23 protein-coding genes are annotated in these 26,033 nt (G+C 73.6%); 15 read left to right on the top strand and 8 right to left on the bottom strand.

All coding sequences use genetic code 11. From position 1 onward, the window contains the following. Positions 1 to 335 precede the first annotated feature (335 nt). Genes ACWC9T_RS19410 through ACWC9T_RS19395 form a run of 4 tightly spaced genes read left to right on the top strand, consistent with a single transcriptional unit; the run spans position 336 to position 6,800 of the window. Positions 336 to 2,042: an acyclic terpene utilization AtuA family protein gene (locus ACWC9T_RS19410; protein WP_449822268.1), complete on the top strand. Its 1,707-nt coding sequence runs from the start codon at positions 336 to 338 to the stop codon at positions 2,040 to 2,042. After that, positions 2,039 to 3,637, top strand: coding sequence for an acyl-CoA carboxylase subunit beta (locus ACWC9T_RS19405; protein ID WP_449822267.1), 1,599 nt, complete (start codon positions 2,039 to 2,041; stop codon positions 3,635 to 3,637). The genes ACWC9T_RS19410 and ACWC9T_RS19405 overlap by 4 nt, the downstream gene beginning before the upstream one ends. 14 nt (positions 3,638 to 3,651) lie before the next feature. Then, entirely contained in the window at positions 3,652 to 5,613 is a 1,962-nt protein-coding gene (locus tag ACWC9T_RS19400) for an ATP-binding protein (RefSeq protein ID WP_449822266.1), read from the top strand. 14 nt (positions 5,614 to 5,627) lie between these two features. Next, on the top strand, positions 5,628 to 6,800 hold the full coding sequence (locus ACWC9T_RS19395; RefSeq protein WP_449822265.1) for an acyl-CoA dehydrogenase family protein: 1,173 nt from the start codon (positions 5,628 to 5,630) through the stop codon (positions 6,798 to 6,800). Between the two features lie 31 nt (positions 6,801 to 6,831). Here ACWC9T_RS19395 and ACWC9T_RS19390 read toward each other — a convergent pair whose 3' ends face one another. Both ACWC9T_RS19390 and ACWC9T_RS19385 read right to left on the bottom strand, forming a co-directional pair. Further along, positions 6,832 to 6,975 carry a hypothetical protein gene (locus ACWC9T_RS19390; RefSeq protein WP_449822264.1) on the bottom strand — a complete coding sequence of 48 codons (144 nt, stop codon included), beginning with the start codon at positions 6,973 to 6,975 and terminating at the stop codon, positions 6,832 to 6,834. Next, complete coding sequence (locus tag ACWC9T_RS19385; RefSeq protein ID WP_449822263.1) at positions 6,962 to 7,606, bottom strand: hypothetical protein; 645 nt, start codon at positions 7,604 to 7,606, stop codon at positions 6,962 to 6,964. The genes ACWC9T_RS19390 and ACWC9T_RS19385 overlap by 14 nt, the downstream gene beginning before the upstream one ends. 223 nt (positions 7,607 to 7,829) lie before the next feature. On the opposite strand from ACWC9T_RS19385, the gene ACWC9T_RS19380 reads away from it, so the two are divergent. From ACWC9T_RS19380 to ACWC9T_RS19370, 3 genes are all read left to right on the top strand, one after another. Continuing rightward, positions 7,830 to 9,431, top strand: a complete 1,602-nt coding sequence (locus ACWC9T_RS19380; RefSeq protein WP_449822262.1) for a 4-coumarate--CoA ligase family protein — start codon at positions 7,830 to 7,832, stop codon at positions 9,429 to 9,431. Positions 9,432 to 9,553: 122 nt separating this feature from the next. After that, positions 9,554 to 10,174: a TetR/AcrR family transcriptional regulator gene (locus ACWC9T_RS19375; RefSeq protein WP_449822261.1), complete on the top strand. Its 621-nt coding sequence runs from the start codon at positions 9,554 to 9,556 to the stop codon at positions 10,172 to 10,174. 145 nt (positions 10,175 to 10,319) lie between these two features. Beyond that, positions 10,320 to 12,785: a SpoIIE family protein phosphatase gene (locus ACWC9T_RS19370; protein ID WP_449822260.1), complete on the top strand. Its 2,466-nt coding sequence runs from the start codon at positions 10,320 to 10,322 to the stop codon at positions 12,783 to 12,785. A 34-nt stretch (positions 12,786 to 12,819) separates the two neighbouring features. Here ACWC9T_RS19370 and ACWC9T_RS19365 read toward each other — a convergent pair whose 3' ends face one another. The 5 genes from ACWC9T_RS19365 to ACWC9T_RS19345 all read right to left on the bottom strand — a co-directional run bounded on the left by ACWC9T_RS19365 (position 12,820) and on the right by ACWC9T_RS19345 (position 17,131). Further along, positions 12,820 to 14,394, bottom strand: coding sequence for an MFS transporter (locus tag ACWC9T_RS19365; protein WP_449822259.1), 1,575 nt, complete (start codon positions 14,392 to 14,394; stop codon positions 12,820 to 12,822). Further along, on the bottom strand, positions 14,391 to 15,017 hold the full coding sequence (locus tag ACWC9T_RS19360) for a TetR/AcrR family transcriptional regulator (protein ID WP_449822258.1): 627 nt from the start codon (positions 15,015 to 15,017) through the stop codon (positions 14,391 to 14,393). Before ACWC9T_RS19360 ends, ACWC9T_RS19365 begins: the two co-directional genes overlap by 4 nt. A 169-nt stretch (positions 15,018 to 15,186) precedes the next feature. Continuing rightward, positions 15,187 to 15,579 carry a cell division protein SepF gene (locus ACWC9T_RS19355; RefSeq protein ID WP_449822257.1) on the bottom strand — a complete coding sequence of 131 codons (393 nt, stop codon included), beginning with the start codon at positions 15,577 to 15,579 and terminating at the stop codon, positions 15,187 to 15,189. A 271-nt stretch (positions 15,580 to 15,850) separates the two neighbouring features. Then, positions 15,851 to 16,366, bottom strand: a complete 516-nt coding sequence (locus ACWC9T_RS19350; protein ID WP_449822256.1) for a DinB family protein — start codon at positions 16,364 to 16,366, stop codon at positions 15,851 to 15,853. Positions 16,367 to 16,411: 45 nt separating this feature from the next. Beyond that, a complete protein-coding gene (locus tag ACWC9T_RS19345; RefSeq protein WP_355676059.1) occupies positions 16,412 to 17,131 on the bottom strand; it encodes a TVP38/TMEM64 family protein in 720 nt (239 codons plus the stop codon). A 299-nt stretch (positions 17,132 to 17,430) separates the two neighbouring features. On the opposite strand from ACWC9T_RS19345, the gene ACWC9T_RS19340 reads away from it, so the two are divergent. The 3 genes from ACWC9T_RS19340 (at position 17,431) to ACWC9T_RS19330 (ending at position 20,217) form a co-directional block, all read left to right on the top strand. Then, positions 17,431 to 18,687, top strand: coding sequence for a sensor histidine kinase (locus tag ACWC9T_RS19340; RefSeq protein WP_449822255.1), 1,257 nt, complete (start codon positions 17,431 to 17,433; stop codon positions 18,685 to 18,687). Further along, the gene (locus tag ACWC9T_RS19335; RefSeq protein ID WP_449822254.1) at positions 18,672 to 19,319 is read left to right on the top strand and encodes a response regulator transcription factor; all 648 of its coding nucleotides are present in this window, start codon (positions 18,672 to 18,674) and stop codon (positions 19,317 to 19,319) included. Before ACWC9T_RS19340 ends, ACWC9T_RS19335 begins: the two co-directional genes overlap by 16 nt. 91 nt (positions 19,320 to 19,410) lie before the next feature. After that, entirely contained in the window at positions 19,411 to 20,217 is an 807-nt protein-coding gene (locus tag ACWC9T_RS19330) for a TIGR04222 domain-containing membrane protein (protein ID WP_449822253.1), read from the top strand. Between the two features lie 6 nt (positions 20,218 to 20,223). Here the strand turns inward: ACWC9T_RS19330 and ACWC9T_RS19325 are convergent, their stop codons facing one another. After that, entirely contained in the window at positions 20,224 to 21,447 is a 1,224-nt protein-coding gene (locus ACWC9T_RS19325) for an MFS transporter (protein ID WP_449822252.1), read from the bottom strand. 240 nt (positions 21,448 to 21,687) lie between these two features. On the opposite strand from ACWC9T_RS19325, the gene ACWC9T_RS19320 reads away from it, so the two are divergent. From ACWC9T_RS19320 to ACWC9T_RS19300, 5 genes are all read left to right on the top strand, one after another. Continuing rightward, positions 21,688 to 22,872, top strand: coding sequence for an ROK family transcriptional regulator (locus ACWC9T_RS19320; RefSeq protein ID WP_449822251.1), 1,185 nt, complete (start codon positions 21,688 to 21,690; stop codon positions 22,870 to 22,872). Between the two features lie 132 nt (positions 22,873 to 23,004). Continuing rightward, positions 23,005 to 23,421, top strand: a complete 417-nt coding sequence (locus ACWC9T_RS19315) for a TOBE domain-containing protein (protein WP_449822250.1) — start codon at positions 23,005 to 23,007, stop codon at positions 23,419 to 23,421. A gap of 50 nt (positions 23,422 to 23,471) precedes the next feature. Further along, positions 23,472 to 24,248, top strand: coding sequence for a glycerophosphodiester phosphodiesterase (locus tag ACWC9T_RS19310; RefSeq protein ID WP_449822249.1), 777 nt, complete (start codon positions 23,472 to 23,474; stop codon positions 24,246 to 24,248). A 202-nt stretch (positions 24,249 to 24,450) separates the two neighbouring features. Then, positions 24,451 to 24,855: a DNA glycosylase AlkZ-like family protein gene (locus tag ACWC9T_RS19305; protein WP_449822248.1), complete on the top strand. Its 405-nt coding sequence runs from the start codon at positions 24,451 to 24,453 to the stop codon at positions 24,853 to 24,855. Between the two features lie 80 nt (positions 24,856 to 24,935). After that, positions 24,936 to 26,018 carry an AI-2E family transporter gene (locus ACWC9T_RS19300; protein WP_449822247.1) on the top strand — a complete coding sequence of 361 codons (1,083 nt, stop codon included), beginning with the start codon at positions 24,936 to 24,938 and terminating at the stop codon, positions 26,016 to 26,018. Positions 26,019 to 26,033: the final 15 nt, after the last annotated feature.

The following is a 26,033-nucleotide window of genomic DNA, read 5'->3' as shown; positions in this document are numbered from 1 at the left end:
CGATCACGCGCTTTCCTGGTGCGGGACCTCTCACCGCGCCGACCGGAGTTGAAGGGCGCGGCGGAGAAGCCGGGCTCGGCGGCGGGTGAGGGACGCGGCGGTCGCCGTGAGCGTGGTTGCTGTGCGCCGGCCGGGGCGACACCCTGGCCTCGATCCCGCTGCACCTGTCCCCGCCCCACCCTCTCGGGGTGCCAACCCTCAACAGCCTGACCCACACATCAAGCAGGAGGGCTTAAAACAAGCAGGCATGATTGCTTTTTTCTTCGGCCGGTGCCACGCTGCTGCCCGGCGGTGCTCGTGCGGGGTGTCGTCAACCCACCGGCAGGGGAGGCGTTTTGGCGCTCGCACGCTCGGTACTGCGGATCGGAAATGCCTCGGGGTTCTACGGTGATCGCTTCGCGGCGGTGCGGGAGATGCTCACGGGCGGGCCGCTGGATGTGCTCAGCGGGGACTACCTCGCCGAGCTCACCATGCTGATCCTGGCCCGGGACCGGCTGAAGGACCCGTCGCTCGGGTACGCCCGGACCTTCCTGCGACAGATGGAGGAGTGCCTCGGTCTGGCCCGCGAGCGGGACGTGAAGATCGTGGTGAACGCGGGCGGGCTCAACCCCGCCCGACTCGCCGACCGGCTGAGGGAGTTGGCGCAGCGCCTGGGCGTCGCAGCGGCCGTGGCCCATGTCGAGGGCGATGACCTGCTGTCGCGCCGGTCCGAACTGGGCTTGCCCGAGGGCCTGTTGGCCGCCAACGCCTACCTCGGCGGCTTCGGCATCGCCGCCTGCCTGGCCGAGGGCGCGGACGTGGTGGTGACCGGGCGGGTCACCGACGCCGCACTCGTGGCCGGGCCGGCGATCGCCCACTTCGGCTGGACGAGCGACGACCTCGACGCCCTGGCCGGGGCGGTGGTGGCCGGGCACGTCCTGGAGTGCGGGGCGCAGGCGACCGGCGGCAACTACGCCTTCTTCCGTGAGCACGACGTGACCTGCCCGGGCTTCCCGCTCGCCGAGCTGCACGCCGACGGCTCCAGCGTGATCACCAAGCACCCCGGCACCGGCGGGGCCGTCACCGTCGGCACCGTCACCGCCCAACTCCTGTACGAGACCGGCGGATCGCACTACCTCGGCCCGGACGTCACCGCCCGGCTGGACACCGTCCGGCTCACCGAGGAGGGCCCGGACCGGGTGCGGATCGACGGCGTGCGCGGTGAGGCCCCGCCGCCCACCCTGAAGGTCGGCCTCAACCGGCTCGGTGGCCACCGCAACGAGGTGGTCTTCGTGCTCACCGGCCTGGACATCGAGGCCAAGGCCGAGCTGGTGCAACGGCAGTTCGCCGCCGCCCTGCCGCCCGAGGCCCGCCCGGCCGAACTGCGCTGGACCCTCGCCCGCACCGACCGCCCGGACGCGGCCACCGAGGAGACCGCCTCCGCGCTGCTGCGGCTGACCGCACGCGACCCCGACCCGGCCAAGGTCGGCCGCGAACTCGGCAAGACCGCAGTCGAATTGGGTCTGGCCGGGTACCCTGGCTTCCACCTCACCGCGCCACCCGGCGCGGGCGCACCGTACGGGGTGTTCACCGCCGCGTACGTCGACGCCAAGCTGGTGGAGCACGCCGCCGTACTGCCGGACGGCCGCCGGATCGCCGTCCCGCCGGCTCCGGTCACTTCCCAACCTGTCGAATCAGCGGGCGAGTTGCCCGCCCCGCTGCCCGAGAGTCCGACCCGCCGCGCCCCGCTCGGCCTGGTGGCCGGTGCCCGCAGTGGCGACAAGGGGGGCGACGCCAACCTCGGTGTCTGGGCCCGGAGCGAGGACGGCTGGCGCTGGCTCGCGCACACCCTCACCGTCGATCTCCTGCGCGAACTCCTCCCAGAGACGGCCGAGTTGGCCGTAACGCGGCACCTGTTGCCGAACCTGCGGGCGGTCAACTTCACCGTGACCGGCCTGCTCGGCGAGGGCGTCGCCGCCCAGCACCGCTTCGACCCGCAGGCCAAGGCCCTGGGGGAGTGGCTGCGCTCCCGCCACCTCGACATTCCGGAGGCCCTGCTGTGACCGTCCTGACCACCCGCGTCGAACCGGCCGGGCCCGATTACGCCGAGCACCGCGCCGCGATGGTCGCCAAGCTCGCCGAGCTCGACGCCGAGCACGCCAAGGCGCTTGCGGGCGGCGGCCCCAAGTACGTGGAGCGCCACCGCAAGCGCGGCAAGCTGCTGGCCCGCGAGCGGATCGAGCTGCTGGTCGACCCGGACTCCCCGTTCCTGGAGCTGTCCCCGCTGGCCGCCTGGGGGAGCGACTACCCGGTGGGCGCGGCCCTGGTCACCGGCATCGGCGTGATCGAGGGTGTGGAATGCGTGATCACCGCCAACGACCCGACGGTGCGCGGCGGCGCCAGCAACCCGTGGACCCTCCGAAAAGCCCTGCGGGCCAACGAGATCGCGCTGCACAACCGCCTCCCGCTGGTCAATCTGGTCGAGTCCGGCGGTGCCGATCTGCCCAGCCAGAAGGAGATCTTCATCCCCGGCGGCGCCCTCTTTCGGGACCTCACCCGGCTGTCCGCCGCCGGAATCCCCACCGTGGCCGTGGTGTTCGGCAACTCGACGGCCGGCGGCGCCTACGTGCCGGGTATGTCCGACCACACCGTGCTGGTCAAGGAACGTGCCAAGGTGTTCCTCGGCGGCCCGCCGCTGGTGAAGATGGCCACCGGTGAGGAGGCCGACGACGAGTCGCTGGGCGGTGCCGAGATGCACGCCCGCGCCTCCGGCCTGGCCGATCACTTCGCGGTGGACGAGGCAGACGCACTGCGGATCGCCCGCCGGATCGTCGCCCGGCTAGACCACCGCAAGCCGGGGCCTTCGCCGGACCGGTTCGCCGAGCCGCCGAAGTACGACGAGGAGGAACTGCTCGGCATCGTCCCGGGCGACCTCAAGGTGCCCTTCGACCCGCGCGAGGTGATCGCCCGGATCGTCGACGGTTCCGACTTCGACGAGTTCAAGCCGCTCTACGGCACCAGCCTGGCCGTCGGCTGGGCCCGCCTCCACGGCTACCCGGTCGGCATCCTGGCCAACGCCCAGGGCGTGCTGTTCAGCGCGGAGTCCCAGAAGGCCGCCCAGTTCATCCAGTTGGCGAACCAGCGGAACACCCCGCTGCTGTTCCTGCACAACACCACCGGCTACATGGTCGGCAAGGACTACGAGCAGGGCGGCATCATCAAGCACGGCGCGATGATGATCAACGCCGTCGCCAACTCCGCGGTCCCGCACCTGTCGGTGCTGATGGGCGCGTCCTACGGCGCCGGCCACTACGGCATGTGCGGCCGGGCGTACGAGCCGCGCTTCCTGTTCTCCTGGCCGAGCGCCAAGTCCGCCGTGATGGGCCCCCAGCAACTCGCCGGGGTGCTGTCGATCGTCGCCCGCCAGTCGGCCGCGGCGAAGGGCCAGCCGTACGACGAGGACGCGGACGCGGCGATCCGGGTGATGGTCGAGCAGCAGATCGAGGCCGAGTCGCTGCCGGTGTTCCTGTCCGGCCGGCTCTACGACGACGGCGTGATCGACCCGCGCGACACCCGTACGGTGCTCGGCCTGTGCCTGTCCGCGATCCACAACGCGCCGGTCGAGGGCGCGCGCGGCTACGGCGTCTTCCGGATGTGAGAGGGCTACCGACGATGGCTTCCAAGATTTCGATCACCAACCTGCTGGTCGCCAACCGGGGCGAGATCGCCCGCCGGGTGTTCCGCACCTGCCGGGAGCTCGGCATCGCGACCACCGCCGTCCACTCCGACCCGGACGCCGCCGCCCCGCACGTACGCGAGGCGGACGCCGCCGTCCGGCTGCCCGGCGCCGCCCCCGCCGACACCTACCTGCGCGGCGAGCTGATCGTGCGCGCCGCGCTGGCGGCCGGGGCCGACGCCGTCCACCCCGGGTACGGATTCCTCTCCGAGAACGCCGAGTTCGCGCGGGCGGTGCTGGATGCGGGCCTGGTCTGGGTCGGCCCGCCGCCGGCCGCGATCGCCGCGATGGGCTCCAAGACCGCCGCCAAGCGACTGATGGCCGACGCCGGGGTGCCCGTCCTGGGGGCGCTGGCCGAGCCGACCGAGGCCGACCTGCCGGTGCTGGTCAAGGCCGCGGCGGGCGGCGGCGGCCGCGGCATGCGGGTGGTCCGCCGGCTGGCGGACCTGCCCGCCGAGCTGGCGGCGGCCCGGACCGAGGCGGCCAAGGCCTTCGGCTCGGACGAGGTGTTCTGCGAGCGCTACCTGCCCGCCGGGCGACACGTCGAGGTCCAGCTGCTGGCCGACACCCACGGCACGGTCTGGGCGGTCGGCGACCGCGACTGCTCGCTGCAGCGGCGGCACCAGAAGGTGGTCGAGGAGGCCCCGGCCCCCGGCCTCCCGGCGGAGGTGCGGTCCGAGCTGCACGCGGCGGCCGTGAACGCCGCCCGGGCGATCGGCTATGTCGGCGCCGGCACCGCCGAGTTCCTGCTCGCCGAGGACGGCCGGTTCTACTTCCTGGAGATGAACACCCGCCTCCAGGTCGAGCACCCGGTCACCGAGGCGGTCACCGGTCTGGACCTGGTCGCGCTCCAACTCGCCGTCGCCGAAGGGGAGAGGCTGCCCGGGCCCACCCCGCCGCCAGCCGCCGGCCACGCGATCGAGGCCCGGCTGTACGCCGAGGACCCGGCCAAGGACTGGCAGCCCGCCACCGGCACCCTGTACCGCTTCGAACTCGCCACCGATCACCAGGAGTTCACCGGCACCCGCACCGACACCGGCCTGCGCCTGGACTCCGGTGTCGAGTCCGGTAGCGAGGTCACCCCGCACTACGACGCGATGCTCGCCAAGGTGATCGCCTGGGCGCCGACCCGCGCCGCCGCCGCCCGCAGGCTGGCCGACGCGCTGGCCCGGGCGAGGGTCCACGGGCCGTCCACCAACCGGGAGTTGCTGGTCCGGGTGCTGCGCCACCCGGCCTTCCTCGCCGAACGCCTGCACACCGGCTTCCTGACCGAGCACGCAGTCGAGCTCGCCGCCCCGGACGGCAAGGGGGCCGGGCATGCCGCCCTGGCCGCCGCCCTCGCCGACGCCGCCGCCCGACGCACGGCGCTGCCGTCAGGCTGGCGCAACCTGCCCTCCCAGCCGCAGCTGAAGCGCTACCGGGCTGCCGACGGAACGGAGTTGGAGGTCCGCTACCGCACCACCCGGGCCGGCCTGCTGGCCGAGGACCACCCGGACGTCGAACTGGTCGAAGCCACCGCCGAGCTGGTCGTCCTGCGCGAGGGCGAGGTCCGACGCGCCTACCGGGTGGCCCGCTACGGCGACCGGGCGGACCAGGTGTACGTGGACACCCCGACCGGCGGCACCGCGCTCACCGCCCTGCCGCGCTTCCCCGACCCGACCGCCCAGACCGACCCCGGCGCCCTGCTCGCCCCGATGCCCGGCACCGTGCTCCGCACCACCGCCGCCGTCGGGGACGCCGTCACCGCCGGACAGCCGCTGCTCGTGCTGGAGGCGATGAAGATGGAGCACCGCGTCACCGCCCCCGCCGACGGCATCCTCGTCGAACTCCTCGCCACCCCCGGCCGGCAGGTCGAACTCGGCACCCTGCTGGCCGTCGTCCAGACCACCGAAGCCTGAGGAAGGACCCCCGCATGTCCGCCATCGGCAGTCAGCTCCTCGAAACCCCCGAACGCAAGGCCCTGCGTCAGGCCGTCGGCGACCTCGGCCGCCGCTACGGCTCCGCCTACTACCTCGCCAAGGCCCGGGCCGGCGAGCCCGCCGAGGAACTCTGGGCGGAGGCAGGCAAGATCGGCTACCTCGGCGTCAACCTGCCAGCCGAGTACGGCGGCGGGGGCGGCGGCATCACTGACCTCGCCATCATCCTGGAGGAACTCGGCACCGCCGGCTGCCCGTTGCTACTGCTGATCGTCTCCCCGGCGATCTGCGGTACGGTGATAGCCCGCTACGGCACCGAGGAGCAGAAGCGGCGCTGGCTGCCCGGACTCGCCGACGGCAGCCGCAAGATGGCCTTCGGCATCACCGAGCCGGACGCCGGCTCCAACTCGCACCGGATCTCCACGGTAGCCCGCCGGGACGGCGAGGACTGGCTGCTGACCGGCCGCAAGGTGTTCGTCTCCGGCATCGACCACTCCGACGCCGTGCTGTTCGTCGCCCGCACCGAAGACGCTCGCACCGGCAAACTCAAGCCCTGCCTGTTCGTCGTCCCGCGCGACACCCCCGGCTTTGAGTACCGGGCGATCCCGATGGAGCTGGTCGCCCCCGAGAAGCAGTTCCAGGTCTTCCTGGACGACGTCCGGCTGCCCGCCGGCGCCCTGGTCGGCGACGAGGACGCCGGTCTGCTCCAGCTGTTCGCCGGCCTCAACCCCGAGCGGATCCTCACCGCCGCGTTCTCGCTGGGCCTCGCCCGGCAGGCCCTCGGCAAGGCCGTCGAGTACGCCAGGACCCGCACCGTCTGGTCCACTCCGATCGGCGCCCACCAGGGCCTGGCCCACCCGCTGGCCCAGTGCGCGGTGGAGATCGAGCTGGCCCGGCTGATGACCCAGAAGGCCGGGCTGCTCTACGACGCGGGCGAGGACCTGGCCGCCGGGGAGGCCGCCAACATGGCCAAGTACGCCGCCGGGGAGGCCGCCGCCCGGACGGTCGACCAGGCGGTGCAGACCCTCGGCGGCAACGGCCTGACCCAGGAGTACGGGCTGGGCGCGCTGCTGGCGGCCACCCGGGTCGGCCGGGTCGCCCCGGTCAGCCGGGAGATGGTGCTCAACTTCGTCGCCCAGCACACTCTGGGCCTGCCCAAGTCGTACTGACCCTCCTGAGGCGCCGCTGTCCTGGCCTGGGTCACCGCACGGCGCTCAGGTGGGCGAACGCCACGGTGGTGGACCCGTACCCGGTGTGCGGGTCGAACTTCCCGCCGCAGGTGATCACGCGCAGCTCGGCCCGGTCGTCGCGCGGCGCGCGGGCGGGGCGGTCAGGACTCGGCATCGCGGCCGGGGCGGCGGCGCATCGCGCGGATGGTCAGTCCGCCCGCTCCGACGACCAGCGCCCCGCCGCCGATCACCTCGGCGGCGTTGGCCCCGGAGGTGCCGCCGCCACCGGTGCCGACGCCGCCGTGCGGCTCGTGACGGGTCGGCGAGGTGCTCGGCGAGTGGCCGGGAGAGTGCGTGGGCGAGTGCGAGGGGCTGGGCGAGGGCGAGGAGGTGGCGCAGGAGACCTCGAAGAGCTTCCGCTTCGCCGTGCCGCTCTCACCCGAGAACGTCCACACGAGCTTGTAGTGCCCGTTCGGAAGGGTGAACACGGCGGTCGCGCCGGTGCCGTTGGTGAGCGTGATCTGTCCGGCCCGCACCGGTGCGGTGCCGGTCGGCTGCTGTTGCTCGATCGTCCAGTTGACCTGGTGGACGGTGTCGAAGTTGAAGGCGTCCAGGTAGAACTTGCAGACCTTGCGTTCGTCGCGGGTGTCGGTCACCGGAGTGGTGCCGCTGTGGATCTCGACGTCGCCGTTGTCGCCCGGCGCGGCCAGCGTGGCCGGGGCCCCACCGAGGGTGAGCGCGGCCGCCACCGTGGCGGCGGCGGACAGTCGGCGGGCGGACGGCAGGGAGGGGGAGGTGGGTCGCACGGGGAGTGCTCCAGGGTCCGGGGCCGCACCCGGGGGCGGGCGGCCGTGGTGCACACCGTCCGGGCGGGCGCACCCGGGAGCAACCGTGCCACGCGTGCTGCGCCCCCGGTTCCCCACAATGGCCCAGCCACCCCCCTGACTGTCCGTATGCTCCTGAGCACGCCCGCGAGCCGACCCCCCGACGGGTTTGTTGCTGCATCAACTTCCTTGCTGGAGGCTTACCTTGGTGTTCCGAAGCGAGTTCCCCGACGTCCCCGTGGTCGACCTGCCGATCCATGACGCGGTGCTCGGCGCCGCCGCCGAGTACGGCGAGCGGCCGGCCCTGATCGACGGCCTCACCGGGGAGCAGGTCAGCTACGCGCGGCTCGCCGCCTCGGTCGAGCGGGTCGCCGCCGGGCTGGCCGAGGCAGGAGTGCGCAAGGGCGACGTGGTGGCCCTGTTCAGCCCCAACTCGATCGTGTACCCGATGGCCTACTACGGCGCCACCCGGGCCGGTGCCACCGTGACCACGGTGTCCTCCCTCTCCACTCCGACCGAACTCGCCGGCCAGCTCCGCGACAGCGGCGCCCGCTGGCTGATCACCGTCTCCCCGTTCCTGCCGACCGCCGGTGCGGCCGCCGAACTGCTCGCCGCCGACGGCCGCGCGCTGACCGAGGTCATCGTGCTGGACGGCGCCGACGGCCACCGCTCGCTCGCCGACCTGCTGGCCGCCACCGGCCCCGCCCCCGAGACCACGATCGACCCGGGCCGGGACGTCGCCGTACTGCCCTACTCCAGCGGCACCACCGGCCTGCCCAAGGGCGTGATGCTCACCCACCGCTCGATCGCCACCAACCTCGCCCAGACCGACGCCCTCTACCGCCCCGCCGTCGGCGAACGGGTGCTCGCCGTGCTGCCCTTCTTCCACATCTACGGCCTGGCGGCGCTGCTCAACCAGCCGCTGCGCTGCGGCGCCACCGTGGTCGTGCTGCCCCGCTTCGACCTGGAGCAGTTCTGCCGCGCGATCGAGCAGCACCGGGTGCAGGCCCTGGTGGTGGCCCCGCCGATCGCCCTCGCCCTGGCCAAGCACCCGGTGGTGGACGGCTTCGACCTCTCCTCCGTCGAGTACCTGCTGTGCGCGGCCGCCCCGCTGGACCAGGACCTCGCCGACTCCTGCGCCCGGCGTCTGGGCCTGCCGCACCTGCTCCAGGGCTACGGCATGACCGAGCTGTCCCCGGTCACCCACGTGGTCTCCCCGACCGAACGCGACCCCTCGCCCGGCTCGGTCGGCCGGATGGTCCCCTCCACCGAACTGCGGGTCACCGCCCTGGACGGCACCGGCGAGGACCTCGGGCCCGGCGAGCGCGGCGAGCTGCTGATCCGCGGCCCGCAGGTGATGAAGGGCTACTTCGGCCGCCCCTCCGACACCGCCGCCGTGATCGACGCCGAGGGCTGGCTGCACACCGGTGACATCGGCTACGTGGACGAGCGCGGCTACCTGCACATCGTCGACCGGGTCAAGGAGCTGATCAAGTACAAGGGCTACCAGGTCGCCCCCGCCGAACTGGAGGCCGTACTGCTCGGCCACCCGCAGATCACCGACGCCGCCGTGATCGGCGTCCCCGACGCCGACGGCACCGAGTGCCCCAAGGCCTTCGTGGTCCGCGCCCCCGGCAGCGCCCTGACCGCCGAGGAGGTCACCGGCTACGTGGCCGGGCAGGTCGCCCCCTACAAGAAGGTCCGCGCGGTGGAGTTCGTCGACGCCGTCCCCAAGTCCGCGGCCGGCAAGATCCTCCGCCGCGAACTGCGCGCCCGCGAGGCCGCGCGCGCCGAGGTCGCCTCCTGACGCCCCTGGACCCCGATCCGACGTCCCCCGCCGGTCAGGACCCACCCGGCGGACGAGGACCGCGGCCCGTCTGTGAGGATCGACCCGCCGCGCCCCGACCGGAACAGGAACCGCCACCCGCCATGACCAGCCACCCCGTCGCCCGCACCCCCCAGCAGGACCGCAGTCGCGCGACCCGGGCCCGGCTGCTCGCGGCCGCCGTGGACTGCCTGGCCGAGCTCGGCTGGCAGGGCTCCACCGTCACCGTGGTCGCCGAGCGCGCCGGCGTCTCCCGGGGCGCCGCCCAGCACCACTTCCCGACCCGGGAGGACCTCGTCACTGCGGCCGTCGAGTACGTCACCGCCGAGCGGCTGGCAGCCGTCCGCGCCCACGCGGACGAGTTGCCGGCCGCCGGCTCCGACCGCACCCGGGCCGTGGTCGACATGATCGTCCGCCTCTACACCGGCCCGGCCTTCCGCGCGGCCCTGCACCTGTGGACCGCCGCCGCCACCGAGGAGGCCCTGCGCGAGCGGATCGTCGCCCTGGAGGGCCGGGTCGGCCGGGAGGCCCACCGGGCCGCCGTGGAGTTCCTCGGCGCCGACGAGACCCGCCCGGGCGTGCGCGAATCGGTGCAGGCCACCCTCGACCTCGCCCGCGGACTGGGCCTGGCCAACCTGCTGACCGACGACAGTGTCCGACGTTCCGGAGTGATCCGGCAGTGGGCGGGCCTTCTGGAGAGTACGCTGCGCCCGGTACGCCCATGACGCCCGTACAACCGGAGCGGCCGGACGTCCCTGACCAAGGGGTCGCCGGGCGGCCGATGTCCGTGCAGTCTGGAGAAGAAACCCGGCCGGCACGGACCGCGAGGCTCATCTGGCCGGGCACGAGCCGAACCGGGGTGCTGCCTGAATGCACGGACACGAGTGGGACGCGACCGACGCCGCCAGCCTCGCACGGGGCGGCGCCTCCGCGCGCCCGGAGGGCCACCGCCTGGTCCCGCTCGCGACGGCCCTGCTGCAGAGCGACGGCCTGATCCTGCACTGGAGCGAGGACGCCGAGGCCCTGCTCGGTTATACCGCCGAGGAGGCCGTCGGCAGCTACGCCGCCCAGTTGCTCACCGACGACACCGACCGCCCCGAGGTCCTCGGCCTGTTCCAGCAGATCATGTCCGGCACCGGCACCTCCTTCGTCTTCCCGGTCCGCCACCGTGACGGCCACCAGGTCGAGCTGGAGTTCCGCACCTATCCGATAGTCGGCCCCAACGGCACCCTGCTGCTGCTCGCCACCGCCTCCGACACCCGCGCCCTGCACGAGGTCGAGGCCGACCTCGCGGTGCTGGACGGCATCTTCGGCCGCTCACCGATCGGCATGGCCGTCTACGACACCCAGCTGCGCTTCATCCGGATCAACGAGGCGCTCGCCCGGATGAACGGCGTCCCGGTCGCCGCCCACCTCGGCCGCCGGATATCCGCCGTCCTGCCCGGCATCAACACCGTCGAGATCGAGCAGACCATGAGACAGGTCCTCAAGAGCGGCAAGCCCGTCGTCGACGCCCGCTCGCACGGCCGTGTCCCCGGCGACCCCCAGCGGGACCACGCCTGGTCCGCCTCCTACTTCCGGCTGGAGGACTCCACCGGCCGGGTCTTCGGCGTCGCCTCGTCGATCATCGACGTCACCGAGCGCTTCCAGGCCGAGGCCCGCGCCGCCCGCGCCCAGGAGCGCCTCGCCACCATCGCCGAGGCCACCGCCCGGATCGGCACCACCCTCGACCTCCAGCGCACCGCCGAGGAGCTGATCGAGGCCGTCGTCCCCCGGTTCGCCGACTTCGCCACCGTCGATCTGCTGGAGCCGGTGCTGCGCGGCGCCGAGCCCACCCAGATCCCCACTGACCGGCCGGTCACCCTGCGCGCAGTCGCGGTCGGCGAGTCCTACGAGACCGGCCTCGCGCACGCCGTCGACGTCGTCGGCGAGACCTCCGAGTACGCCCCCGACCGCAGCTACACCCAGTGCCTGCGCATCGGGCGGCCGCTGCTGCGCGCCCACGTGGACGAGGAGGCGCTGCGCGGACTGGTGTCCAGCGAGGACCGGGTCGCCCCAGGGATGGCGGCCGGCATCCACTCGTACCTGATGGTGCCGATCACCGCCCGGGGCATGGTGCTCGGCGGCTCCGAGTTCATCCGGATGCGCAACCCCGAGCCGTTCACCGACGCCGACGTCGCGCTCGCCGAGGAACTGGTCGCCCGCACCGCGCTGGCGCTCGACAACGCCCGGCTCTACCGCCGCGAGCGGGAGACCGCCCTCACCCTGCAGCGCAGCCTGCTGCCGCAGGAGATCCACCGCACCCTCGGCCTGGAGATCGCCTACCGCTACCTGCCCAGCAGCGTGGTCAGCGAGGTCGGCGGCGACTGGTTCGACGTGGTGCCGCTGTCCTGCGGCCGGGTCGCCCTGGTGGTCGGCGACGTGATGGGCCACGGCATCCGGGCCGCCGCCACGATGGGCCAGTTGCGCACCGTCGCCCGCACCCTGGCCACCCTGGACATGCCGCCCGAGCAGGTCCTTACCCGACTCGACGAGACCGCCTCGGGCATCGGCGAGGGCCAGTTCGCCACCTGCATCTGCGCGGTCTACGACCCGCTGGAGCGCACCGTCCAGGTCGCCTCGGCCGGGCACCTGCCGCCGGTCTGGGTCGGCGCCGACGGCACCGCCCGCAAGATCGAGGTGCCGCCCGGCGTACCGCTGGGTGTCGGCGGGGTCGCCTTTGAGTCGATCGAGTTCACCCTCCCAGAGGGCGGCATGCTCGCCCTCTACACCGACGGCCTGGTCGAGCGGCGCGGCCAGGACCTGGACGACGGCATCGACCTGCTCGCCCGCACCCTCTCCGAGACCGGCCGGACACTGGAGGAGAGCTGCGACGCCGTGCTCGGCGCACTGGTCACCGACGGTACCGAGGACGACATCGCGATGATCATGGGCCGGGCGCTGCCGCTGCCCGCCGACCGGATCGCCACCCTCCCGCTCGCCGGCGGCGGCAAACTGCCCGGCAAGGCCCGCCGCTTCACCCGCACCACCCTGGAGTCCTGGGGCCTGACCGCGCTCTCCGACTACGCCGAACTGCTGGTCAGCGAGCTGGTCACGAACGCCCTGCTGCACGCCGAGGCACCGCGCCGACTGCGGCTGTTCCGCGACCGGGTGCTCACCATCGAGGTCGCCGACGCCGGCGGCCAGACCCCCCAGCTGCGCCCCTTCGCCGAGCAGGACGAGGGCGGGCGCGGAATGTTCCTGGTCAGCGAGATGGCCCAGCGGTGGGGCAGTCGGCTCACCCGGGACGGCAAGGTGGTCTGGGCGGAGCTGGAACTGCCCTTCGGGGTGTCGTAGGACTTCCCCGGGATCCCGGGGAACTGATGTCTCGTCAGTGTTGCCAGGCGTCGACCCGCTGCGGCTCGGGGACCTCGACCGGCTCGGCCGCCGTCGGGGCGGACAGCCCGCGTAGCAGTCGCCAGGCCAGTACGGCCGCACCGACCAGCAGTACCCCCGCGACCAGCCCGGCGCTGTTCATGCCGTGCGCGAAGGCGTCCTTGGCGCTCACCAGCAGCGGTTGGGCCACCTCCGTCGGCAGCCCGTGCGCCGCCTCCACCGCCGAGCCCAGCGACTCGCCGGCCCGGGCGGCGGTCTCCGCGGAGGCCCCGGCCGGGACGGACAGCCCGTTCGCGTAGATCGAGCCGACCACCGAGCCGACCAGTGCGATGCCGAGCGCGGTGCCCAGCTCGTACGCCGTCTCGGAGACCGCCGAGGCGGCGCCGGCCTTGTCGGCGGGCGCGGCGCTCAGCACCAGGTCGGCGCCGAGCGTGTAGACCACGCCCTCGGCCGTCCCGGTCACCAGGAAGGAGACGGCCAGCAGCAGGTAGGTGGTGTCCTGCTGGAACCAGCCCAGCGTGCCCGCGGCGAGGCCCATGGCGAGCAGACTGACCGTCAGCGCCTTGCGGGCGCCGAAGCGCCGGGCGGCCCGGGCGGTGAGCAGACCACCGACCACCGAGCCGGCGAAGGCCGGCAGCTCCGCCAGGCCCGCCTGGAGCGGCCCGTAGCCGCGGACCAGCTGGAGGTACTGCGAGACCACGAAGATCACGCCGCTCAGGCCCACCAGGGAGATCAGCGAGGCCGTGACGGCCGCGGTGAACCGCCGGTCGCGGAACAGTCGGACGTCCAGCAGCGGGGTCTCCAGGCGCAGCTGGCGGCGGACGAAGGCGGTCAGCGCGGCGGCGCCCAGCACGAAGGTGACCGGGACGTCCCAGCAAGCGAGGCCGTGGGCCGCACCCTCCTTGACCGCGTACACCACGCCGATCACGCCGGTCATCGACAGTGCCACGCTCAGCACGTCCCAGCGGCCCGGCTTCGGGTCCTTGGACTCCGGCAGCAGCCAGGCGCCGAAGACCAGCAGCAGGAGCAGTACCGGGATGTTCAGCAGGAACACCGAACCCCACCAGAACTGTTCCAGCAGCACCCCGCCGACCACCGGCCCGAGCGCGGCACCGGCGGTGGCGGCCGCGCCCCAGACACCGATCGCGGTTGCCCGCTCCCGGTCGTCCGGGAACAGGCTGCGGATCAGCGACAGGGTGGAGGGCATGATCGTCGCCCCGGCGACGCCGAGCAGCGCGCGGGCCAGGATCAGCCAGCCCGGGCTCGGCGCGTAGGCGGCCAGCAGCGAGGCGGCGCCGAAGGCGGTGGCGCCGGACAGCAGCAGCTTCTTGCGGCCGATCCGGTCGCTCAGCGCGCCCATGCTGACCAGCAGGCCGGCCAGGACGAAGGAGTAGGAGTCGCCGATCCAGAGCAGCTGGGTGCCGCTGGGGCGCAGCGTCTCGCTGATGGAGGGGATGGCGAGGGACAACACGGTCGCGTCCAAGGCGACCACGGTGACGGCCAGCACCAGGACGGCGAGGCCGCTCCAGCGCTGACGGGTGGTCGGGATGTGCAGAGCGTTCCTGCTCATGGGGTATCGGTTTCCGGTTTCCGGTCCGAGGTGCTGTGGGTCGGGCCAACGGGGATGGGAGCCGTGGGGGCAGGGGTGCTCGGCCGGCGCAGCGCGCCGCCGAGGAAGAGCTCGGCGAGTGAGAAGGCGGCCTCGCGCGGGGCGAGCCGGCCGTCCTGGATGGCCCACCCGATCCCGGCCACCAGGTCGAAGAAGGCCTCGCTCAGCCAGGCGGCGCTCAGCTCGATCCGGAAGACGCCCTGCTGCTGCCCGCGCAGGAACAGCGCGTGCAGCCGGGCGATCTGGACCTCCCAGAGGTCGTTGATGTCGTCGTGGTCGTAGAGCTGGTTCTCACCGGCCAGGAAGGCGCAGAGCATGGCGTCCGGGACGGAGGCGTCCACCAGGCGGCGCAGCGCCGCCTCGGTGTCGCCGTCCTCGATCGCGGCGGTGTCCAGGGCGGCGGCGAAGCGCTCCAGGCCGAGCCGGCCGACCTCGCGGATCAGCGCCTCGCGCCCCGGGAACAGCCGGTGCAGGGTGGCGCGGCTGATGCTGGCCGCGCGGGCGATCTCGTCCATGTGGGCGGTGGGCCGGCGGGAGAGCACGCCGACGGCGGCTTCGAGGACGGTGTCGCGGTCGGTGGCCATGGATCGAGTCTAGACGAAGTGAGACAACTGTGTCTCAGAATTGATTCCTGGGTCTCAGGTGATCCACTGACGCTCCGCGTCCGGGCAGCAAAAACCGGGGGCGGCGGGTGTGCCGTCCCCGGTCGGGGCGCTGGTGGCCGTACGGCCGGTTCAGCTTTGGTCGTACGGTCTAGCTCTGGTTGTAGAAGCCGGTCTCGTCGAGCGGGCGGTCGATCACCATGACCTCGACGTCGGCCGGGGTGAGCAGGAAGACCCGGCGGGCGATCCGCTCGATGCCGCCCCGGGTGCCGAAGATCAGACCGGAGGCGAAGTCGACCATGCGCTTGGCCTCCGCCTCCTCCATCTCGGTGAGGTCCATGACCACCGGGATGCTCGCCCGGATGTGCTCACCGACCGCGCGGGCCGCCTCGAAGCCCGTCGGCCGCAGGGAGACGATCTTCGCGGGCGCGGGGACGGAGGGCACCGTCTCCTGATCGACCCACTCGTCGTCGTACACAGCGGCCGGGTAGTTCCCCGAGGGCATCAGCCACCCGTTGTGGTGCTCGTCGCGAAGTGCTCCCATGCCGCGCCTCCCTGCCTCGTCCCGTCCTGGTCCCCCCGGAGACGCGTGTCCTTCTTGACACGTCATCCACTCGTCGGAACTGTCCGAGTATCGCACTGTTCACCGGTCCCGTGCCCGCTCGCGACCCCCGTTCGAGTCGTGCCGCGCCGGAAACCCGGGCGGACCCGGGCAGAGAGATCGACGCGGCGCAGCTCCGTACGGTTGCGCGCGTAGACGATATCGGTAGCGGCCAGTGCTCAATTGACCTTCTGTCAACGATGCGGCAGCGATTTCACTCGCCAGTTGCGCCGTCCACCAGTTCGCGCAACAAGTCCGCGTGGCCGTTGTGCCGCGCGTACTCCTCGATCATGTGGACGAGGATCCAGCGGAGCGTCACTTCCTTGCCGCGGCGCAGCCGCTTGCCGACGGTGTCCAGCGGCAGACCGGCCGAGGCCCGGCGGGCGGCCTCGATCTCGGCGCGCCAGGTGGCGAAGTCGGCGGCGACATCGGCGGTGTCGACGTTGTCGAAGTCGCCGTCCGGGTCCTGCTCGGTCCAGTAGTGGCCGGAGGCGGCCTCCGCGCCGAGCAGGATGCCCTGGAACCAGCTCCGCTCCACGTCGGCCATGTGCCGGACCAGGCCGAGCAGGGAGAGCGTGGACGGGGGGACGGAGCGCAGCCGCAGCTGGTCGTCGGTCAGACCCTCGCACTTGAGGGCGAGCGTGCTGCGGTGGTAGTCGAGCCACGCAGTGAGCATGGCGGCCTCGTCGGCGGCCATCGGCGGGTCCACCCGCGGGTTGAGTTCGGTCATGCCGGCCATAGTGGCCCGGGGCGGACCGGCCGCGCGACCGGTTTGTCAGCCGGCCTGCACGCGGCGGCGGGCGGCGGCCGCGCGCCACAGGCCGACCAGGCTGCCGAGCACCAGCAGGGCGATCACCCCGGCGGAGACCAGGAAGGCCGCCGAGCCCGGCTGGTCCGCGCTGGCGGCGGCGGTCACGTAGACGGCCGTGGTCGGCACCACGCCGATCGCGGTGGCGAGGAGGAAGGGGAGGAAGCGGACCCCGGAGAAGGCGGCGCCGTAGTTGCCGGCCTGGAAGGGCAGGCCGGGGAGCAGCCGCAGCACCAGCACGCTGCGGAAGCCCTGCTCGGTGAAGCGCTGGTCGAGGGCGCCGAGCACCTTGCCGCGCAGGTACGGCTTCAGCGCCTCTCGGCCGAGGCCCCGGCCCAGCGCGAAGGCCATGGCCGCGCCCAGGGTGGTGCCGAGCACGGCGAGCAGCACGCCCTGCTGGATGCCCAGCAGCAGACCGGCGACGGCGTTCAGCGCGGGGCGCGGGACGAAGGCGAGCGTGCCGACCGCGTAGACGAGGGTGAACAACGGCGCGAACCAGTACCCGGGCATCCGGTCCGCCAGCCCACCGGAGAGCAGGTCCGTCGGGCTCCACAGCAGCAGCGACCCGGCGCACGCCCCCAGCACCAGCACCAGCAGGCCGAACCGCCACCAGGGCGACCTGGCCGGTCGCTCGGCGGTGCTCTCGGCGGCGCTCGGCAGGGGGGACGTCGTCAGGGGTTCGGGCACGGCCCGAGCCTAACCGGTCCCCGGAGCGGGCTGGTCCGCCGGTCAGGTCGTGCGGGCTGGGGCGTGCAGGTACGTGCAGGGGCGGGCAGGAGGGGACGGATCTCGGGGAATCGGTCGACGTCGATGATCACGATCGGCATGATGTCCGTCGGGGATCTCGATGCGGTCGCGTCGAGGGTACCGGTGTCCGGCTGGACGCACGGTCGGGTGGGGCCAGCCACACTCCCCGCCCGAGCAGGGCGGACGCGGGCTCCGCGCGGTGCAGAGTGGAGAGCACCGACGGAAGGCGGGGAAGAGCCATGAGGCACCTGGGGACGTGGGCGGCGGGGGCCGCGGTGGGGTTCCTACGGGCGTGCGTCGTCGCGGCCGTGACCCTGCTGGTCCCGTCCGTGTGGGCGGGCGCGGTGGCGCTGGGGATCGACTGGGGGCCGACCAACCCGTGGTCCTGGCTGCTGCCGCTGGTGGTGGTGTGCGCGGGCACGCTCGCGCTGTGCCGACCGGTGTGCCGGGCGGTGCGCGCCCTGGTCGCACGGTGGGGCGGCACCGTTCTCGACGCCGGATACCGGCAGGCTCCGCCGGTGATCCGGATGTCCACCGGGTTCTGGTGGAACGGCTTCACCTACGAGAAGACCCGCCGCGACGCCCTGATGGACCAGCACTGGCGGATCCGCTGCGACCCCGCCAACCTGCGGGACCTGCGGTTCGTCGCGATCGCGCCGTTCACCGCGGGCCCGGCCGCCGCGCTGCCGCCGGCCGGGGCGGCTGCGGCCGTGTTCGGGCTCGGCCGGCCGGAGACGGTGGCCCGGCTGGTCGGGGCGCTCGGCGTGCTGTTGGCCGTCGGCTGCGCCCCGTACGCCTGGCGGGTGGTGACCCCGGTGGCCGTCCGCTTCCTGCGGCCCTCCTCGGCGATGGCGCTGGCGGAGCGGGTGGAGGAGCTGACCGCCCAGCGCGCGGACGCGACGGTCGCCCAGGCCGCCGAGATCCGCCGGATCGAGCGGGACCTGCACGACGGGGCGCAGGCCCGCCTGGTCGCGCTCGGGCTCTCGCTGGCCACCGCGCAGCGGCTGGTGGAGCGCGACCCGGAGCGCGCCAAGGCGCTGATGCGGGACGCCCAGGCCGGGGCGAAGGCCTCGCTGGTCGAACTGCGCGAGCTGATCCAGGGGATCAGCCCGCCGGTGCTGACCGAACGCGGGCTGGTGGACGCGGTGCGCGCGCTCGGCCTGGACCTGCGCCTGAAGGTGACCGTCGAGGCCGAGGCCCCGGTGCGGGTGGACGCGCCGATCGAGTCCGCCGTCTACTTCGGCGTCGCCGAGCTGCTGACCAACGCTGTCAAGCACGGCCGGGCGACCCGGGCGGGCGTGACCTTCCGCCAGGACGAGCTCGGACTCGTCGTCGAGGTCGAGGACGACGGCTCGGGCGGCGTCCGGGCACGGCCCGGCGGCGGGCTCGCGGGCCTGCGCCGCCGCCTCGACGCCTTCGACGGTTCTTTGGAGATCACCAGTCCGCCTGGCGGACCGACCCACGTCAGGATGACAGTGCCATGCGAATCCTTGTAGCCGAAGACCTCTACCTGCTGCGCGAGGGGATGGTCCATCTGATCGAGGCGTGCGGGCACGAGGTGGTGGCCACCGCCTCCACCGGGCCCGAGACGCTGGCGGCGCTGCGGACCCACCGCCCGGACGCGTCCGTGGTCGACGTCCGGATGCCGCCGACCCAGTCCGACGAGGGCCTGCGGGCGGCGCTGGCCGCGCGCAGGGAGCTGCCCGGGCTGCCGGTCCTGATCCTCTCCCAGCACGTGGAGCAGCTGTACGCGCGGGAGCTGCTGGCGGACGGCTCCGGCGGGATCGGCTACCTGCTGAAGGAGAGCGTGTTCGACGCCGACCAGTTCATCGGCTCGCTGGAGCGGGTCGCGGCCGGCGGGACGGCGATGGACCCGGCCGTCATCGCCAAGCTGCTGTCGGCGAGTCCGCCGGAGCGGGGGCTCAGCCAGCTCACCGAGCGCGAGTACGAGGTGCTGGGCCTGATGGCCGAGGGGCTGTCCAACCAGGCCATCGCCCGCCGGCTGTTCCTCAGCGACAGCGCGATCAGCAAGTACACCACCTCGATGTTCGGCAAGCTCGGCATCGCCGATGACGATGACACCAACCGTCGGGTCCGGGCGGTGCTCACCTACCTGAACCAGCCGTGAACCGCTCCTGAACCGCCCCGCGCCGCACGGGTGTTGCCGTGCGGCGCGGGTGTCCCCACACTGGGGTGACCTGGCGGGGAGGGGTGGCATCGTGTGGGTGTTCCTGGGGTCCTTCCTCGCCTCGGTGGCGTACCTGGTCTGGACGGTCCGGTGGTGCCGGTCCGCGCGGGAGGAGCTGTACCGGGTCGAGCGGAGCATCACCGAGCCGGCCGGCCCTGAGCTGGAGCCCTACGAACTGGCAGTGGTGGCGGACAACTCGGCGGAGCTGCTGCTGTTCGAGGCGTATGAGCGCGGGGCCGTGGGCGTCCGCGCGTCCGGTCACCTGACGGCCGAGGGCCGCTCCGGCGGGCGCAGCTTCCACTCGGCGCTGCTGGCGGCGATCGAGGCCCGGCCGGGCCTCGATCTGCTCGCCGTGACGGCCGAGCTGAAGAAGCAGCCGACGCTGAAGGAGGTCCACCGTGAGCTCGCGGCGCGGGGGCTGGTCCGGGACGAGGAACTCCGCCGCCGGCTCAACCGGGCGGTGGGCTGGGGAACCGGCGTCTACCCGCTGACCGTGCTGCTCGGGCTGCTCAGCGTCATCTGGACGGCGGGGGAGCACTGGAACGTCCTGATCCCGCTGGGGGCGTTCGCCCTGCTGCTCGGGGCCGCGGCGCTGGTCGGCAACCGGACGTTCGAGAACAGCTACCGGCACCGCACCGTGCACGGCGAGCGGGTGCTCCGCCTCGCCCGGACCGACGCCCGCCGACAGGACGGCCCGGACCAGGTCGCCCTGCGCGGCTTCCACGGTCTGCCGGAGCGGCATCCGCTGAAGGTCGCCTGGGAGGCGTCGGACGCCCGAGAGACGGAACGGAGGCGCCAGGCCGAGGACAAGGGCAACGGGGGCCTCGGCGGGATCTGAGCCGGTTCAGGCGGCCTCGGCCGCAGTGCCTTCCAGTGCCCTCGCGGCCACGTTCCCGGCGGTGGAATCCGGTTCGGCCCGGCGCAGTGCCCCGGCGCTCAGCAGCAGGGCGAAGGCGAGCAGGGTGACCAGCCCGAAGGAGACGGTCAGCGAGGTGGCCTGGGCGAGGGCGCCGATCACGGCGGGGGCGATCAGGCCGGAGGTATAGGTGACGGTGGCGACGCCCGCGATGGCCTGGCTGGGGTTGCTGCCGATCCGGCCGGCGGCCGCGAAGGCGAGCGGGACGATCACCGCGACGCCGACGCCGATCAGCGCGAAGCCCGGGATGGCCACCGCAGGGTGGTCGGCGGCCACCACCAGCACCCCGCCGACGGTGGCGATCACCCCGCCCAGCCGGGTGGTGCGGACGGTGCCGAGCCGGCGGATCACCGCGTCCCCGGCGAGCCGGCTGACCGCCATGGTGAGCGAGAAGGCGGTGTACGCGGCGGCGGCGACGGTGGCGGAGGCGCCGGTGATGTCGCGCAGGTAGACGCCGCTCCAGTCCATCGAGGCGCCCTCGCCGAACACTGCGCAGAAGCCGACCAGCCCGATCACCAGCGAGCTGCGCGGCGGCAGCGCGAAGCGCGGCGGCGCCTCCGCCTCCTCGGGTGCCCGCAGGTCGGGCAGGCCCCGGCAGACCGGCTGGGCGAGGGCGAGCAGGACCAGTGCGGTGACGGCCAGCTGGAGCCGGGCGTCGAGGTCGAGGTGGGCGGCCAGGATGCCGAAGCCGGAGGCCAGCAGGCCGCCCGCGCTCCACATCCCGTGCAGCCCGGACATGATTGAGCGCCCGAGCCGTTGCTCGACCTCCACGCCCTGCGCGTTCATCGCGACGTCCGCCATGCCCGCCGTGGCGCCGTACACCAGCAGCACCGCGCACAGCGCCGGCAGCGAGGGGGCGAGCGCGGGCAGGGTCAGGGCCAGGCACCAGAGCGAGATCAGCCCGCGCACCGCCGCCCGGCCGCCGTAGCGGTGGACGAAGCGCCCGGCCAGCGGCATCGCGAGGGAGGAGCCGATGGCGGGCATGACGAGTGCCAGGCCGAGCTGGCCGGGGGAGAGGTCCAGCCGGTGCTGGATCCACGGGATGCGGGTGACGAAGGTGCCGCCGACGGCGCCGTGCACGGCGAAGACCAGCGCGATGCTCGTCCGGGCCCGGCGTGGGGCGGTGAGTGGTTCGAGTGTCCTGGCACTCATGCGCCCGCCTCGCTTCGCTCGGCAGGGGCATTCGCCCACGCGCACCTTTGAATGATTCGCTCGCTGCGCTCGCTCATGCGGCATTCCCTCCCGGTCGCGCACGGTGGGGCGCGACGGTGCCCTGCGGGTGGTCTACGTGCAGGCCGATCGGTCCGCGGGGCGGACGCGGCCGTTCGGCGGACGTTCGATAAATTATCAGGAAGGGACCCTGATAGTAACACTCTGGAAGGATGAGCTGCCATGACCACCGCGCGTACGGCCACGCCGAGCACCGCCCGGGCCATCAACGACCGGCTGGCGCTCAATCTCCTGCTCGAACAGGGCCCCCTGACCGCGACCGAGCTGCGCGGCCTCACCGGCCTGTCCCGGCCGACCGTCGCCGACCTGCTCGACCGCCTCCAGCGCACCGGCCTGGTCGCCGTCGTCGGCGAACGCGGCGAGCAGCGGCGCGGCCCCAACGCCCGGGTCTACGCGCTGGTCGCCTCCCGCGCCCACATCGCCGCCTTCGACGTCCGCTCCGGCGGCGTCAGCCTGGTCGTCGCCGACCTGGCCGGGCGCACCCTCGCCACCGCCGAGGTCCCGGTCGAGGGCGACGGCACGCCCGACACCGCCGGGGCGATCGTCGCCACCCTGCTGGAGAGCGCGCGCAGCGCCGGCGTCGAGCGACTGCACACCGTCGCGGTCGGCGCCCCCGGCCTGGTCGACCCCGCCACCGGGCGCCTGCACAGCACCGGCAAGCTCCCCCGCTGGCACGCCGAACTCCTCGCCGCACTGAGGGAGTTGCCCGGCACCGAGGTGATCCTGGAGAACGAGGTCAACCTGGCCGGCCGGGCCGAGTACCGGGTCGGCGCCGCCCGGGAGCGCGACACCTTCGTGCTGATGTGGCTCGGCCACAGCGTCGGCGCCGCCGTCATCCTGGACGGGCGGCTGCGCCGCGGCTTCTCCGGCGGCACAGGCGAGATCTGCTTCCTGCCCGTTCCCGGCACCGTCGGCCTGCCCAGCGCCGACAGCTGCGAGGGCGGCTTCCACGGCCTGGTCGGCAGCGCCGCGATCTGCGAACTCGCCCGCGCCCACGGGCTGCCCGCCGACCCGGCCGGGGGCGCGGGCGCCGCCGAGGCCGCCGTGCGCGCCGCGCTCGCCGCCGGGGTCAAGGGCGAACCGTTCCTGGACGAGCTGGCCGAGCGGATCGCGCTCGGCGCGGCGAGCGTCTGCGTGGTGCTCGACCCCGGCTGCGTGGTGCTTGGCGGCGAGGTCGGCCGGGCCGGCGGCGCCGACCTGGCCGGACGGGTCGAACGGCGGCTCGCCGGGTTCTCCCCGCTGCGCACCGAGGTGCTGGCCGGCACGGCGGGCGGCGGCGCGGTGCTCGCCGGGGCCGTCCTCACCGCGGGGGACGCGGTCAGACGGGACCTGTTCGGCGGGCCGTAGGGCCGCTCTTCGGACTCCCGCGACGGGAGTGCGAAGACCGGCCCCGGGAGTTTCCCGTTGGTGTCCCCGGTACGGCAGGATGGCGGCGGGGGCGCGTACCTCCGTTCCTCGAACCACCGTCAGGAGTCGCACATGGGTCAGCCCGAGGTGCCGGTCAACCCGTACCGCATCGGCGAGGCCGCGGCGCTGCTCGGCGTCAGCGCGGACACCATGCGGCGCTGGGTGGACGCCGGGAAGGTCGCCGCCGTGCGGGACGAGCACGGGCACCGGATCATCCCCGGCGCCGAGCTCGCCGCCTTCGCCCGCGAGCTGGCCCGGCCGGAGATCGCCGAGGCGGAGGGGCGGCCGTCCTCGGCCCGCAACCGCTTCCCCGGGATCGTCACCGACGTGGTGCTCGGCGATGTGGCCGCCCAGGTGGAGGTGCAGGCCGGGCCGTTCCGGGTGGTGTCGCTGATCAGCCGGGAGTCGGCGGAGGAGCTGAACCTGGTCCCCGGAGCACCGGCCACGGCGGTCATCAAGTCGACCAATGTCGTGATCGAACGGCGCTAGCCCCTCCCTGCCGATCCCTACCGACGACGAGTTCCGATCGAGAGGCCCGGATGCCCCCTCCGCACCTGCCGACCACCCAGGCCGCCGTGCTGGCGATCGAGGCGGTGGCCGCCCGCCCCGCCCCCGCCGACCGCCGCCCGGTGCTCGCCGTCGCCCACCGCGGCGACCCGTACCGGTACCGCGAGAACACCCTGCCCGCCGTCGAGTCCGCACTCGCCGCTGGGGCCGACGCCGTCGAGGTGGACGTCCAGCTCACCCGCGACAGGGTGCCCGTGCTGCTGCACGACCGCACCCTGGAGCGGCTCTGGGGTGACCCGCGCTCCATCGAGCGGGTCACCGTCGAGCAGCTGGACGAGCTGCGCCAGGGGGGCCTGGCGATCCCCACCCTCGCCGAGGCGATCAAGGCCGTCGCGGCCGCGAACGGCCCCCGGCTGTTGATCGACCTCGACGAGCCCGGCCCGGCCGCCGCCACCTGGTCCGTCGTCACCGGGCTCGGCGCCGAACAACAGGTCGCCTTCTGCGGCCCCATCGCCGCCATGCTGGCCGTACGCGAGCTCGCCCCGGAGGCCTCGATCGCGCTCACCTGGAAGCAGCCCCGGATGCCCGCGCCCGCCCTGCTCAAGGACCTGCGCCCAACCTTACTCAACCCGCCGTTCGGCCTGGTCACCCCCGAGTTCGTGGACGCCGCGGCCGACTCCGGACTCGCCGTCTCCACCTGGACGGCCGACCTGCGCCGCACCATGCGCCGACTGCGCGACACCGGGGTCGCCTCCATCACCACCAACCGGATCTCCCTGCTTCGCTCGGTGCTGGACGGCCGCCGGTGACGGTGCTCGGCACCCGGGCCCTCGGCCGGGCCCTGCTGGCCCGTCAGCACCTCCTCGCCCGGACCGACCCGGAACCCGCCGCGCTGGTCCGCCACCTCGGCGGACTCCGGGCCCAGGCCGTACCCCAGCCGCCCCCTCGGGCTGCTCGCCCGGTTGGACGGCTTCTCCCCGGAGCAGCTCACCACGCTCATCGAGCGGCGCGGTGGTGCGGATCGCACTCCAGCGCGGCACCATCCACCTGGTCACGGCAGAGGACTGCCGTACCCCGCGCCCGCTCCTCCAGCCCGTCCTGGACCATGCGCTGCGCACCACCTACGGCAAGCGGCTGGCCGGGCTGGACCTGACCGCGCTGGCCGCCGAGGCCCGGGCACTGGTGGAGGAGGAACCGCGCACCTTCCAGCAGCTCTGCGCGCTGCGGGACCCTGCTGGTGGACGGGCTGGTCGCCGGGACGTGGCGGCTGACGGGGGAGCAGGAGGTCGTGGTCCAGCCGTTCGTGCCGCTGGCGCGGGCCGACCGGGAGGCGGCGGAGGCCGAGGCGCGGCGGGTGCTGGCCTTCGTGGGCGAGGGCGGCGGTGCGGTGCGGTGCGGATCGAGGCGGTCGCTTAGCCGCACAACGGGCAGATCGTCAGATTCTCTGTTGAGATGGGGCGGTCCGGACTCAACGACGATCCCCGGCGGAGGCTGCCGTGTCCGTGGAGCGCCCGCCCGGAGGGCAACCCGACGACCGCAAGCCGTACCTGATGCTGCCGCCGGCCGTGCGGCAGGCGGCGGCCTGGTCGGTGGCGGTGATCCTGTTGATCACCGTCGGCTCCCTGGTGGTCTTCGCGCTGGTCGAGCTGCGGGCGGCGACCGTGCCGTTCATCCTGGCGCTGCTCGGGGCCTCGCTGCTCCAGCCGGTGGTGCCCTGGCTGGTCCGCCGGGGCGTGGGTCGCAGCCTGGCGGCCGGGCTGACCTGCGTCGTGCTGGTCGTGGCGGTCGCCGGGGTGATCGTCCTGCTGGTCAACTCCCTGGTGCACAGCGCCCCGCAGATCGCCGCCTCGCTCCCGGCGGCCGGCAGACGGCTGGCCGACTGGTTGGGCCCGTTCGGGGGGAAGATCCAGCACGCCCTGGCCAACGCCAAGGGCGAGACCAACTCACTGGTCTCGGCGCTCACCAGCAGCGTCCTCTCCGGCCTCGGCCTGCTCACCCAGCTGATCACCGGCGGGGTGCTGGCCCTGGCCCTGGTCTTCTTCTTCCTCCGCGACGGCCACCGCACCGGCGACGCCATCCGCTCCTACCTGCCCGGCCGCAGCGCCCAAACCGTGGTCGCCTGCGCCGACCGTGCCTTCCAGGCGATGGCCGGCTTCATGCGCGGCACCACCCTGATCGCCCTGATCGACGCCGGCTTCATCACCATCGGCCTCGCCGGGCTGGGCGTCCCCGGCGCACCTGGCCTCGGCGCGCTGGTCTTCATGGGCGCCTACATTCCCTTCGTCGGGGCGTTCCTCTCCGGCACGGTGGCGGTGCTGGTCGCCCTCGCCGACGGCGGCCTGGGAACGGCGCTGTGGGCGTTCGGCGTGGTGCTGACGGTCCAGATGATCGAGGGCAACATCCTGCAGCCCGTCATCCAGAGCAGGACGGTGGAGCTCCACCCGGCCACGATCATGGTCGCCGTGGTGGCCGGCTCAGGCATCGCGGGCATCATCGGCGCCCTCCTCGCCGTCCCGGTCTGCGCGGCGGGCAGCGGAGTGATCTCGGTACTCCGGGGGCTGGCGTCCGGCCGCGAATAAGTGGGTTGCTCCTGG

This window comes from Kitasatospora sp. NPDC001159 (assembly GCF_053598235.1).
The sequence above is the reverse complement of the archived record's forward strand: the minus strand, read 5'-3'. Positions and strand labels throughout refer to the sequence as shown.

Coding starts and splice junctions, on each gene's coding strand:
- ACWC9T_RS19360 (WP_449822258.1), bottom strand. CDS start 15,017: ATGGCCACCGACCGCGACACCGTCCTCGAAGCCGCCGTCGGCGTGCTC.
- ACWC9T_RS19315 (WP_449822250.1), top strand. CDS start 23,005: ATGGGTCAGCCCGAGGTGCCGGTCAACCCGTACCGCATCGGCGAGGCC.
- ACWC9T_RS19355 (WP_449822257.1), bottom strand. CDS start 15,579: ATGGGAGCACTTCGCGACGAGCACCACAACGGGTGGCTGATGCCCTCG.
- ACWC9T_RS19375 (WP_449822261.1), top strand. CDS start 9,554: ATGACCAGCCACCCCGTCGCCCGCACCCCCCAGCAGGACCGCAGTCGC.
- ACWC9T_RS19390 (WP_449822264.1), bottom strand. CDS start 6,975: ATGCCGAGTCCTGACCGCCCCGCCCGCGCGCCGCGCGACGACCGGGCC.
- ACWC9T_RS19335 (WP_449822254.1), top strand. CDS start 18,672: ATGCGAATCCTTGTAGCCGAAGACCTCTACCTGCTGCGCGAGGGGATG.
- ACWC9T_RS19310 (WP_449822249.1), top strand. CDS start 23,472: ATGCCCCCTCCGCACCTGCCGACCACCCAGGCCGCCGTGCTGGCGATC.
- ACWC9T_RS19365 (WP_449822259.1), bottom strand. CDS start 14,394: ATGAGCAGGAACGCTCTGCACATCCCGACCACCCGTCAGCGCTGGAGC.
- ACWC9T_RS19325 (WP_449822252.1), bottom strand. CDS start 21,447: ATGAGTGCCAGGACACTCGAACCACTCACCGCCCCACGCCGGGCCCGG.
- ACWC9T_RS19400 (WP_449822266.1), top strand. CDS start 3,652: ATGGCTTCCAAGATTTCGATCACCAACCTGCTGGTCGCCAACCGGGGC.
- ACWC9T_RS19395 (WP_449822265.1), top strand. CDS start 5,628: ATGTCCGCCATCGGCAGTCAGCTCCTCGAAACCCCCGAACGCAAGGCC.
- ACWC9T_RS19370 (WP_449822260.1), top strand. CDS start 10,320: ATGCACGGACACGAGTGGGACGCGACCGACGCCGCCAGCCTCGCACGG.
- ACWC9T_RS19350 (WP_449822256.1), bottom strand. CDS start 16,366: ATGACCGAACTCAACCCGCGGGTGGACCCGCCGATGGCCGCCGACGAG.
- ACWC9T_RS19320 (WP_449822251.1), top strand. CDS start 21,688: ATGACCACCGCGCGTACGGCCACGCCGAGCACCGCCCGGGCCATCAAC.
- ACWC9T_RS19340 (WP_449822255.1), top strand. CDS start 17,431: ATGAGGCACCTGGGGACGTGGGCGGCGGGGGCCGCGGTGGGGTTCCTA.